Annotated in this window: 18 protein-coding genes; 6 read left to right on the top strand and 12 right to left on the bottom strand. The window is 39.7% G+C overall.

Annotation, left to right across the window (positions count from 1 at the left end):
* Positions 1–313: 313 nt before the first annotated feature.
* The 5 genes from AC2JBO_RS37805 to AC2JBO_RS37785 form a co-directional block, all read right to left on the bottom strand.
* Positions 314–571, bottom strand: coding sequence for a hypothetical protein (locus AC2JBO_RS37805; protein WP_496958779.1), 258 nt, complete (start codon positions 569–571; stop codon positions 314–316).
* A 15-nt stretch (positions 572–586) separates the two neighbouring features.
* Positions 587–1,174: a hypothetical protein gene (locus AC2JBO_RS37800; RefSeq protein WP_496958778.1), complete on the bottom strand. Its 588-nt coding sequence runs from the start codon at positions 1,172–1,174 to the stop codon at positions 587–589.
* 72 nt (positions 1,175–1,246) lie between these two features.
* A complete protein-coding gene (locus AC2JBO_RS37795; protein ID WP_496958777.1) occupies positions 1,247–1,879 on the bottom strand; it encodes a glutathione S-transferase family protein in 633 nt (210 codons plus the stop codon).
* A 133-nt stretch (positions 1,880–2,012) separates the two neighbouring features.
* Positions 2,013–2,846, bottom strand: coding sequence for a sulfurtransferase (locus AC2JBO_RS37790; RefSeq protein WP_496958776.1), 834 nt, complete (start codon positions 2,844–2,846; stop codon positions 2,013–2,015).
* Entirely contained in the window at positions 2,846–3,289 is a 444-nt protein-coding gene (locus AC2JBO_RS37785) for a DUF6220 domain-containing protein (RefSeq protein ID WP_496958775.1), read from the bottom strand. Before AC2JBO_RS37785 ends, AC2JBO_RS37790 begins: the two co-directional genes overlap by 1 nt.
* 100 nt (positions 3,290–3,389) lie before the next feature.
* Between AC2JBO_RS37785 and AC2JBO_RS37780 the strand changes: the two genes are divergently transcribed.
* Positions 3,390–4,082, top strand: a complete 693-nt coding sequence (locus tag AC2JBO_RS37780; protein ID WP_496958774.1) for a helix-turn-helix transcriptional regulator — start codon at positions 3,390–3,392, stop codon at positions 4,080–4,082.
* A gap of 1 nt (position 4,083) precedes the next feature.
* Here AC2JBO_RS37780 and AC2JBO_RS37775 read toward each other — a convergent pair whose 3' ends face one another.
* A complete protein-coding gene (locus AC2JBO_RS37775) occupies positions 4,084–4,251 on the bottom strand; it encodes a type II toxin-antitoxin system PemK/MazF family toxin (protein WP_496958773.1) in 168 nt (55 codons plus the stop codon).
* 98 nt (positions 4,252–4,349) lie between these two features.
* Between AC2JBO_RS37775 and AC2JBO_RS37770 the strand changes: the two genes are divergently transcribed.
* Positions 4,350–4,553: a carbohydrate porin gene (locus AC2JBO_RS37770; RefSeq protein WP_496958772.1), complete on the top strand. Its 204-nt coding sequence runs from the start codon at positions 4,350–4,352 to the stop codon at positions 4,551–4,553.
* A 126-nt stretch (positions 4,554–4,679) separates the two neighbouring features.
* Here the strand turns inward: AC2JBO_RS37770 and AC2JBO_RS37765 are convergent, their stop codons facing one another.
* On the bottom strand, positions 4,680–5,126 hold the full coding sequence (locus tag AC2JBO_RS37765) for an ester cyclase (protein WP_496958771.1): 447 nt from the start codon (positions 5,124–5,126) through the stop codon (positions 4,680–4,682).
* Positions 5,127–5,173: 47 nt separating this feature from the next.
* Positions 5,174–5,917: an SDR family oxidoreductase gene (locus AC2JBO_RS37760; RefSeq protein WP_496958770.1), complete on the bottom strand. Its 744-nt coding sequence runs from the start codon at positions 5,915–5,917 to the stop codon at positions 5,174–5,176.
* A gap of 93 nt (positions 5,918–6,010) precedes the next feature.
* On the opposite strand from AC2JBO_RS37760, the gene AC2JBO_RS37755 reads away from it, so the two are divergent.
* Positions 6,011–6,937 carry a LysR family transcriptional regulator gene (locus AC2JBO_RS37755; RefSeq protein WP_496958769.1) on the top strand — a complete coding sequence of 309 codons (927 nt, stop codon included), beginning with the start codon at positions 6,011–6,013 and terminating at the stop codon, positions 6,935–6,937.
* Between the two features lies 1 nt (position 6,938).
* Here the strand turns inward: AC2JBO_RS37755 and AC2JBO_RS37750 are convergent, their stop codons facing one another.
* Positions 6,939–7,367: a GNAT family N-acetyltransferase gene (locus tag AC2JBO_RS37750; protein WP_496958768.1), complete on the bottom strand. Its 429-nt coding sequence runs from the start codon at positions 7,365–7,367 to the stop codon at positions 6,939–6,941.
* A gap of 148 nt (positions 7,368–7,515) precedes the next feature.
* Between AC2JBO_RS37750 and AC2JBO_RS37745 the strand changes: the two genes are divergently transcribed.
* On the top strand, positions 7,516–8,379 hold the full coding sequence (locus tag AC2JBO_RS37745) for a class I SAM-dependent methyltransferase (RefSeq protein WP_496958767.1): 864 nt from the start codon (positions 7,516–7,518) through the stop codon (positions 8,377–8,379).
* A gap of 174 nt (positions 8,380–8,553) precedes the next feature.
* On the opposite strand, the gene AC2JBO_RS37740 is transcribed toward AC2JBO_RS37745, so the two are convergent.
* Both AC2JBO_RS37740 and AC2JBO_RS37735 read right to left on the bottom strand, forming a co-directional pair.
* Complete coding sequence (locus AC2JBO_RS37740; protein WP_496958766.1) at positions 8,554–9,048, bottom strand: GNAT family N-acetyltransferase; 495 nt, start codon at positions 9,046–9,048, stop codon at positions 8,554–8,556.
* Between the two features lie 362 nt (positions 9,049–9,410).
* Positions 9,411–9,818, bottom strand: coding sequence for a Rossmann-fold NAD(P)-binding domain-containing protein (locus tag AC2JBO_RS37735; protein ID WP_496958765.1), 408 nt, complete (start codon positions 9,816–9,818; stop codon positions 9,411–9,413).
* 101 nt (positions 9,819–9,919) lie between these two features.
* Between AC2JBO_RS37735 and AC2JBO_RS37730 the strand changes: the two genes are divergently transcribed.
* Complete coding sequence (locus tag AC2JBO_RS37730; RefSeq protein ID WP_496958764.1) at positions 9,920–10,159, top strand: hypothetical protein; 240 nt, start codon at positions 9,920–9,922, stop codon at positions 10,157–10,159.
* A gap of 177 nt (positions 10,160–10,336) precedes the next feature.
* Positions 10,337–10,543: a prevent-host-death protein gene (locus AC2JBO_RS37725; RefSeq protein WP_496958763.1), complete on the top strand. Its 207-nt coding sequence runs from the start codon at positions 10,337–10,339 to the stop codon at positions 10,541–10,543.
* 279 nt (positions 10,544–10,822) lie between these two features.
* Here the strand turns inward: AC2JBO_RS37725 and AC2JBO_RS37720 are convergent.
* A partial coding sequence (locus AC2JBO_RS37720) for an aromatic amino acid transport family protein (protein WP_496958762.1) occupies positions 10,823–11,020 on the bottom strand: 198 nt, incomplete at its 5' end.

Genomic DNA, 11,020 nt, shown 5'->3' with positions numbered 1-11,020 from the left:
GTAGTTATAGGACTTGTAGCGTCACGCACCAACTATTAATTGTGACAATATCGTAAGTCCTGTTCTAGTTCTCCCTGGATCTCTCCTAGATATGAACCTAGCTTATAGTGGCGTCGTTCAACCAACTCTTCATGTAATACCTTTTTCCTTCTCGTATTGCGCTTTTCTTATGTAGCAGTTCAAAATCATTTGTAAAATTCGTATCTTGTAGAGAGCAAATATATTCGGTTTCTACGTTTATGCATTTTTTATAAGTAATTGAAGGGTTACGCTATTGCATAACCCAATATACTCTTAGATAAAAAATATATACTTATTTTTTTTGTTCGATTAAATTTTTTAATGCCTCTTCCATTTCTTCCAACTTTGCAAGTTTCAAAAGCGTTTTTTGCTTTGAGCGTTGAACTACTTCTAAATGGTCTTGCAAATAGGTATTATTTTTTAACGAGTCCCATCTTTTTATTAAATCAGTTTCACTTATTGGTAGACCAGAAATTGCAAAAGTTTCTACTTCGTCTAACTCTTGTTTCCACCTACGCAGTTTTTCTATGTCTGTATTTTGTTCCATCATTGTAATAAATCCTTTTTAATTATTATCCAATCTAAATTGCTGCTGTTGTCTCAAAAAATCATAGGCTGATTCTTCTGTTAATACCCATTCACCAGAACCATCTGGATTTTCACTAAATCCTATTCTCTCATAGAATGGCTTTGCTCTAGGTATCGATAAAGTTTTTACTACACCATTATAGCCCATCTCCATACATTCTTTCACAATTTCCTCTACCAAGAATGTTGCAGAGCCTTTAAGCGTCTCTGGTTGGTTATCGATAACATTCCAAGGAGCAGAACAAATTGTTTCTAAATATACGTATTGGCGATAATTTTCGTATAAATAGATATAACCTGCGTCATCTTCGATAATTGCGCCACATTGTAACCTACCATTATTGTCAATTAAACCCCTAAACAATAATGGTTCTTCGTAAGCTCTTTGAAGTAAATATCCTGTTTTTGCAATACAATCACCAAATTTTGTACCTCGCGTTCTCTCTATTTCACCCTGATACAGCAAATTTATATATTCATTAATTTTTGCATCCCATTCTGCTAATTGTATACCCACTTGTGCATTGGCACCCACTAAAACAGTTAAATTGTAAGGGATTTCCAAAAATTCAACTCTTTCTCTTGTGGAATGGGCATCCTTGCCCGTTCTATACTAATACAATAATCTAATCATATTTTAGTTAGCGAAATCGTATTTACCTCCACGCTCAAGCGCGTGTTTATAAGCGGGTCGTGCATGAATACGCTCGACAAACTCCTCAATTTTTGGTCGGTTTTCGATTTGTTCGGGTTGGGCAGCTAGCAGTTCGAGAGGAAAACTCATTTGGATATCGGCAGCAGTAAATTCATTGCCTGCAAACCATGTATTTTTTTGGAGTTCGCTTTCTATATAGTCGTAATGAAGCTTAATTTGAGGTGCAACAAAGGCGCCCATTGCGTCACTATCTCCTAGCCCAAAACGGTTTAAGATAAGGTTCATCAGCAGCGGTGGCATTGCAGAGCCTTCGGCATAATGCAGCCAATAGGTGTAACGTAGACGTTCTTTTGTATCAGGCGCCGGAATTAATTTACCATTGGCGTAATGATTTACTATGTATTCGATTAAGGCGCCGGATTCAGCAAGTATAATATCTCCATCTGTAATTACTGGTGACTTACCAAGCGGATGAACTTGGCGTAACTCTGGAGGTGCCAGCATCGTTTGTGCATCACGCTCGTAGTACTTAATTTCGTATTCGATGCCTAATTCTTCGAGCAGCCATAGTACACGCTGCGACCTTGAATTGTTGAGATGATGAACAACAAGCATAAAACGTTTCTCCGTGCGTAGCAATTTATAGCTATTAGGGCTTAGGGTAATCTCTTCTTTATACAGCACATACAATCACTGTAATTCTACCTTTTGGAGGTTTTCAAGCTTTGATACCAGATAAAATTAAAAACTATTTCTCAACAGGACTATCAGGTTGTTGACTCCAGTTATTCCATGAACCATCGTAGTTACGGACGTTATCAAAACCAAGCAAATACTTTAAGACAAACCAAGTATATGCTGAACGTCCGCCAATGGCACAGTAGGGAAATATTTCTTTATCGGGTGTGACTCCTTTACTTTTCAAAAGACTTTGCAGTTCATCAAAGGATTTAAAGGTTCCGTCTTCGTTCAAAGTTTGTGTATGCTCGATATGCACTGCACCTGGAATATGTCCCGCGCGTTCTGTTTCTTCGGGTGGTTTCATCATAAATACTTCACCCTTAAATTCTTGAGGTGTACGGACATCTAATAGCACTCGTTCTTTTTGACCAATTGATGACTTAACTTCTTGATACAAAACTCGTAAGCGACTATCGGGAGTAGTTGCATGGTATTGAGTTGGTGTGAAATTTGACAAATTTTTACTTACAGGGCGCCCTTCTGCTATCCATTTTTGATGTCCACCGTTGAGAACGTACACATTGTCGTGTCCAAATAATTTTAATAGCCAAAATATCCAGGCGCCTGTTCCAGGGTAACTACCATAAGCAACCACAGTTGTATCATTTGTAATACCAGACCGTGAGAGTAATTTTTCGATATTACTTGTTTCTAAATTCATACTGAAGTTTAGCTGTAGTAAATCAGTCATGAAATTCCAAAAAACGGCGCCGGGAATATGAGCATCTTTATATGGCTCAGGACTTGCATCAACTTCCACAATGCGAACATTAGGATTATTAAGGTTATCTGCTAACCATTGCGTATCAATAAGAACTTCAGAGTGAGCATATTCAGACATTAGTTTTCTCCTTGATTGTAAGATTCCCGACTTCTTAAAGGAAGTTGGGAATCTTGAAGACTGCGTACCCGATGAACCAAAGTTGTAGATACGTTAAACAGTGAAAATCCGATTAGCGGATGTAACACACCTACATTTAGAGGTAGCTTGACGTGAATAGTTATAAATTGCAGTCCTAATAGTACTGGAATACTTGCTGTAAGTCTCCGTACTCGTTGGGGAAATGGACTGAGAAACGCCCACAAAAGCATAACTGGCGCCAGTACACTATATCCACGCACTAGTAAAACATGAGTATTCCACCACTCAGGATTGTAAAAGTATGCGAGTCCAACAGTTAAGACTTGGGCAGTTAAGCAAAAATTGAAAAGCAGAGCTAAAACGTAAAAGCCAAGTTGGCCCCAGTTATTAGTCTGCACACCACCACTCAGATCAATAGTCATATTAAAAGAATCTGATAAGTTGTAACATCGGTGAGTTAAAGCTAATATAGTGTTTACTAATAAATCTTGCCTAGTCCTCGAAAGTGTACAAGTTTAACCTATGGTGCCTAATACGTTGCAGTCTTTACTAGCTGAGATTCAAAATGCCAGCGACGAGCATGAGTTAAAACAGTACGTCAAAATAAGAGCAGGTCAATATTTTTTAGCAAAACGTTCAAGTTTATTTTTATTGAGCGAAATGCCGTTAATTAATAAAAATACTCCCAGAATTATCAAACTAGCTTTATCTGTAGAACACAACCCTGTTTTACGCTACTTGGTTGAAAATCACGCACCAGTCCACGAAGAATTATTGTTACCACCAGGAGCATGGAATAATATATGCCCGCGCGGTGACCACGGACATGTTATGGCGGGGCCAATTATTAGCCACGGTCATTTAATTGGAGGAGTTGGTTTTACACGTAATCGCGAAGATTCTCCTTTTGATTCTCGAAATATTGCAGATTTGACTGCCATGAGCTTACATTTATCAACGTGGCTCACAATAAAGCAATTACAAGCAAAAAATTCAAATTCATCAAATTATCTAGCTATAAATAAATTAACAGCACGCGAGATTCAAATAGCCGAATTAGTCGCACAAGGATTAACTAATGCAGAAATAGGCGCCGAGCTATGGATTCAAGAAAATTCAGTCAAACAAGCTTTAAAAAGAATGTTTCGTAAAATTGAAGTTACATCACGTACAGAAATGGTTGGAAAACTATTTACTCATACAAAACTTTGCTAATTTATTCAGAAAAATCAAGTACTATATTTAATGCTGTACGAATCGATTCCCAATACTCTTCTTCCAACACTCCTACTAAGCCAAGAACTCGGCTATTATCAATACTACGAATTTGTCCAACATCAATGTAACTGACATTACAGCTATAGTTGACTAACTTTATACACACAGCAGCGCCCACCAGCTATGATATGCTCAGTTCTTTCAATTAAAACATCTCCTCCCAAAACAGCTTGAAAAACTTCTATCTCATGACGGCAAAGTTCTGTGCAAGCTACTGCTGCGGTACATATAGGACAATGGTTTTATATTAGTAAAACGACTCAAACCAACTTTGAAGCATTCTATAACTTGCCAGTTAATGAGAACATTCGACTCACACCTTTAGTACAAATAATTACAAATCCAGCAAACCAAGAAGAAAACGGGACAATTTTCACGGCTACATTACGAACCGTGTTTTCTTTTTAAGAATATAATCTAGAGCGCCAACCCAGTGTAAAATGTTGACAAATCAGACATACTGTGGATAAACTCTGACGCGGCTCCGCCGTGCCGAGGCCGATTGTGCCAGTTGCTCCTGTCCTGGTAACATCTTTACTTTAGAATCAATGGAGTCAGGACAGGAGCCATCAACATTTCAAACTCCAGGTTTGTAGCGCTGACTACATTTTCCACAATCTTGCCATCCTGTAGCCGCATAACATGGGTTTCAATGAGGGTAATATCTCGGTTTGTTGCAGCTACCCCAAAGAACTCTTTAGCATGTTTTTGCACGGATCGAAAACGAGCGACCACGCGATCACCTGCTGCAAATAAGTCTTCAATTATCAGGGCTTGAACGGGGGGAAAAGCATCAAAAAAGCTGCTGAAAATTTGCTTGTATTGTTCACGCCCGTTAATGGGGCTATCTGGCTTTAACCCGGTGGTTGCCCGAACATTTTCATCTAGAACTATTGTTGCCACAGTCATATCTCCGTTGCCCAGGAATTGCTCAATGAAAATACGAGCGACAGCCAGGTTTTGTTCTTCAATTGAAGTCATCTGAATTTTTCCTCTTAAGGTGTTATTTCGTTCTATTTCAGACTTAATTACCAGGGCAGTGCGATCGCACCCCCAAACTTTCGCATTTCTGCAAAAAATTTGCCCTGTGCCCCACCAAGAGGCAATGTTGCTAAATATACGGCAGTTTCGGCTCCTTCGTCAGCTGTGAACGGCGCATTGGATCCACCCATATCAGTTTGCATCCAGCCAGGAGAGTAAACATTAACCAAAATATTAGTTCCCTGAAGTTCCTTCGCCAAGATAGCCGTCAGTCCATTTAGCCCAACTTTAGAAAGCCGGTACGAAGGAGCCAACGGATAGTAATCGCTACCCATTGATGTCAGAGAAGCCATCTCGGTAGAAACGTTCACAATACGTCCATAGTTTTGCGCTTTCATCAATGGCAATATGGCTTGTGTCATTCGAGCAACCGCTAAAACATTGGTTGCAAATGTTGCCAGCATAGTTTCTAGATGAATAGTAAGCAGGCTAGATTCTTCTGGCTGCATCGTTGGGTTAACACCCGCGTTGTTAACCAGAATATCGGCTCTTTCATAGGTTTGCTGCAACCAGATTGTGAACTGCTGTACACTCGCATCACTCGTCACATCTAGGGGATGATAATCCACTTGAATACGTTCATTCGATAGTCGCTGTTGAGCAGCACGACCATCTTGCTCCTTACGGCTCGTCAGCACAACCTGAATATCCTCCTTCTGTGCCAACTGACGGGCAATTGCATAGCCTAACCCTCTATGACTGCCAGTAACCACTGCAACTTTCTGCACCATAGATATCAAAAATACAGATTGAACTCACTATAACGATCACCATAGCAACCCTTAAACTAGTAAACAAGTCGATATTACAGATGAATACTATCAATGAAATCGATAAATCTGGGGGCGATTGACCTAAATCTGTTGGTTGCATTTGAAGCCCTGCTGGAACAACGCAGTGTCACTAAAGCCGCTGAACAGCTTCAAATTGGGCAGCCTGCCATGAGTTCATCACTCAACCGTTTACGTATTTTGTTTGAAGATGAATTGTTTGTGCGGTTGGGGCGGCAGATGCAGCCAACCCTTAAAGCCCAGGCGCTCGCTCCGGGTATCCTGGCGGCATTACAACAGATTCGCCATACCATTACATCTAGTCAGGCATTTGATCCAACTTCCAGCAATCGCACGTTTGCCATTGGTAGTTCAGATTACACAAGCTTTGTTTTAGTGCCACCGTTGCTAGAGTTTAGCCATCAAACAGCCCCATCACTCAACTTCCAAATGATTGGATTTGACAAAGACAGTGTTGGAGATTTGTTAGAACAGGGAGTGATTGATATTGCATTAGGCGTTTTTCCAAGCCCACCTCGACAAACGCGATCGGAACCCATTTTTAAAGAGCGATTTGTCGGTATTGCCCGTCAAGGACACCCAGATTTAAGGCATGGAACCATGAGTTTAGAAACATTTACTCATCTCTCCCATGCTCTCACAACGCTGCGGCGAGATACCACTGGTGAAATTGATAAAGCGTTAAATGAGCAGAATTTAAAGCGTCGCATTGCATTAACGACTCCGCATATGCTGATTTTACCATTTGCGATTGCATCTAGTAACTTTGTAGCGGCGCTTCCTCACCGCATCGCTCTCCGTTTGGCAACGGTTTGCAATTTAACGATTTTTGAACTTCCAGTCAAAACAAAACCGTGGATGGTTTCCATGTTGTGGAGTACCTTGAGCGATCAAGATGAAGCAAATCGTTGGTTACGCAATGCAATCAAAACAATTTCCCAAAAGATTGGGGCAAGCTGAATCAGAAAGGGTTTTGGTAGTTACGTAAGTATCGAACTGCTTCTGTTCCCAAATCATCATCTGTAATTTGTTTCTCAAACCGAAGCCCCAATTTTTCCATTACTCTGATTGATGCCTTATTAGTAACTAGTGCAGTAGCTACGACACTTTTTACTTGTAGCTCCATAAAGCCCTTTTTTATCAAAGCGTGGGCGCCCTCAGTGGCATATCCTTTATTCCAAACGGACTGTCGTAGAAAATAACCGATAGCTGTATCAGTTGGCTCCGAAGGAGCAGACCGAAAATAAAACCAACCGATAAAATTTCCAGTCGTTTTCTCAACAGCACCCCAGTAACCAAACCCATATCCCTCTTGATAATAAACCAAGATTTTTGGCAGCCAATGATTACGGATATCATCAAGTGTTAGTAATTGGCTTGACTCAGGCATCTCTAGTTTAATTGCCAGTATATTTTACGCATCAGCATCAGTTAGGCAGCGTAGAACCAAGCGCTCAGTTTCAAGTAAAATATCCATTTTTCGGCAGTATTCATTATATTATAATTATTGATTCTACACTATGGGTAAAAAATCAATTATGGCAAATTCTTTAAGAAAACAACTTCATGAGGAAAATCGTCTTTCTTGGAACGAAGCGACAAAAGCTCACAATAGTCATAAAGGCAACCAAGCAAAATTTTTATTGGAAGGTGGTAGTACTCTGTTTCCTGAAGAAGTAGAATTATTGGGAGATATTGCTGGTTTATCTGTGGTTCATCTTCAATGTAACGCTGGGCAAGATACATTATCAATTGCACGGTTAGGCGCCAATATAATTGGTGTAGATATTAGTGATGAAGCAATAGGTTTTGCTCAAGAACTGGCGCAAGATTCTGGTATTGATGCTCACTTTGAAAGAGCAGACGTATTTGATTGGTTAGACAAACCTGCGAACAAAAATCAATTTGATATTGTGTTTTCGTCTTATGGTGCTATTTGTTGGATATCTGATTTGAATATTTGGGCTACAAGGATTGCTTCTATTCTTAAAGAAGGTGGGCGCTTGGTTTTAATCGAATTTCATCCTGTTGCAATGATGTTTGATGTTGATTGGAGTCATAAATTCCCTTATTTTAGAAATGGAGAAGCACTGACTTGGGAAGACGGTGTTAGCGATTATGTTGCCGAATCTAACACAGGTTTGGCGCCTGAAAATTATCAATTAGGTATACAAAATTTTCGTAATCCCTATCGTTCACACGAATTTCAATGGGGAATTGGCGAAATAATCACAGCATTATTGCAAGCTGGATTAACATTAGTTACGTTTAAAGAATACCCTTACTCAAATGGCTGGAAACCCTTTGAAAACATGAAAGAAGAAGCAGAAAGACGAATGGTTCCACCCGATAATATACCAAACATACCTTTAATGTTCGGTATTGTCGCAATGAAAAAATGAAGAAACATTATCGGTAATGTAGAATTTAAAACTGGTCAAACTCCTGACAAATAAAATCAATTGCAGCAACAAGTTGAGTATCCTCCAAACACCGAACTCCATGTCCAATCCGCTCTGCTTGTGATGGTCGAAATGGTTATTCTGCATCGGTGCCTTTTGAGCGAAAGAATCAAACTAAGGAGTTTTATAGCAACGTGCAAAACCACTTGGCGTTGTTTCCCAATCAATATCTTTCCAGTATTGCATCCCTATTTTTTGCAATACTCGTTCAGATGCACTATTTAAGGGGTCAACAGCTGCAACAATCTGATTGAAATGAAGCTCGGTAAGCGCATGTGACAGTAGCAGTTTTGCGCTTTCTGTTGCATAACCCTGACCCCAAAAATTGCGGCACAGTCGGTAGCCTATTTCTATTTCAGATAATCGTGAACATGGTTGTAAAAAGACAAAACCAATTTTCTCAGTCTGCCGAGTCTCAATTACCATCCAGCCCCAATTATGTTGTTCAAAATGATTTTTTTGTTTTTGAATAAAAGTTAGAACTTTACTGATTGGTGTTCCAGTTCCACCCACAAATCTCATAGTTTCTGCATCACCATTCATTAATATCATGAGATTGAGATCAGCTTTTGAAAGTGGGCTAAGTATAATTCTATTGCCAGACAACATAAATTAATATTTTTAGTGTGGAATTACTCATGTAACAGTAACTTGACATTATGAATTTATCAATGACCTCTATACTATACAATATGTGCGCTTTATAATAAAAATTATTAATATCGTAATTAATCTATAAATACCTCGGTTCGCTGACTTACCAATCAACTTTATTTACAAATATCGAACTATCTTTTTTAAAAAATTAAATTATATTACCAATCGTGATTTTATAATACCAATATACTAAAAGCACGCTAATTAAAGCGGAGGGCGCGATTTGATAACGCGCCGACGCTAAATTCTGAACTTAAGTGGGCGTATGCACCGTCTCATGACTAGCGAGCGAGTTTAGCTACCCAATGATTACCTCAGTTGTTACTATCTGTATAATTCGTACTTACAGTTACCTGCTGCCAAGCCTCCAAATCCTTTTTGACCCATTCCAGTTTTTCCTGAATCAGGCTCATGGCATCGGCGCCTAATGCCAGTCGCATTGGTGGATGAGGACTTTCCACAGCTTGAATGATAGCTTGCGCTGCTTCGAGTGGATTGCCAGGTTGCTTACCATCCATCTCTTTGAACCACTGTAATGAAGCACCGCTCACGGTCGCATAGGCATCAATGGATTGTTTGGCTGCTGCCAGAGAGCGTCCGTTAAAATCTGTGCGAAATGCCCCAGGTTCAATTAAAGTAACTTTAACTCCAAAGGATTCAACCTCAGACGCCAGGGCTTCAGACGTACCTTCCAGTGCAAATTTGGCGCCGGGATGAAACATCGCCCATCTTACACAAGTTTTTAGATACCATAACAGCCCTACATGATTTATAAAAAATTATACCCGTGTAGAGACGCGATATATCGCGTCTCTACAACGTAATGTTTGGTAGTTATCAAGGAGAGCAAGTTCCACACCCAGAGCGCGCGCAGGCAGGATGGCAAGCGTTTCAAGTGTTGTTTAATGCGATTGAAGCGGGGCAAACTGCTACCGTTCAAACTGTGGGCGGGCAAGGATGCCCACCCCACAAGAAATTTTTGAGTATTTTTTTATTTGGAAGTCCCTTATCAACATTTGTTACTTGTACCTTAATTGCTGGATTAGCGCGCGAGCCGTATTGAAACCCAGCGTCAGGGCATATAAAATTGTATTGACTTAGACAGATTTTTAAATAAAGTATGAGTTCTTAGGAATTTGGGAGGTGCGCTTTTGGGAATACAGCAAGTGTGAGCGCAAATAGCTCATAATAACTTTTGGGGTTATAATTATTGGCAATATAGTAAGTTATATTGGCTGCGATGAATAACGCATTACAATACATCTGTGATTCAGAAGGGCAAACATTTTCCGTAGTTGTCCCCATTGCCGTTTGGCAAGAAATAATGGCTGAGAGAGAAACTGCTTATCTGCTGAGTAGTCCAGCCATGAAAGAAAGATTACTTGCAGCTAGAAAACGTCAAGATGGACTTTCTTTAGAAGAAGCCTGTGAAAAACTTGGAATTTGATGCAGATGCTTTTGAGGACTTAGCTTGGTGGATCGAAAGAGATCGTAAAAAAGCGTTGGCATTAATGCTTTATTTGAAAGAGCAGATGTATTTGATTGGTTAGAAAACGCTGCTTTTAACTCGTGTATCACGACAGCCTACAATATTACAAAGTCTTAATATATTAACTGAGTATCATATAGCGGTTCCTTTTCAAGTGAGGTACACATTAAATTAGTCTATCTCTTGTGGGGTGGGCATCCTTGCCCGCCCTTATATACTGGGATGCATCGGTCATAATCAGAATAATTGATTAATAATGACTAAAATAGCTATACTAATTACAGCAATCAAAGTTGTTTCTCCGCCAGGGACTAATCTATTATAGCTATTGATATTTTCATTTTCACAACGCCGTTTCCACACCATTAATGCTGGAATTATAGCTCCTAAAATTGAAATGCAAAAGGCACCAGCACTTTCGAGCGCATTTAAGAA

The sequence above is a fragment of the Calothrix sp. CBUCES-K 9914 genome, assembly GCF_059640475.1.
This window is presented reverse-complemented; position numbering and strand designations above follow the sequence as displayed.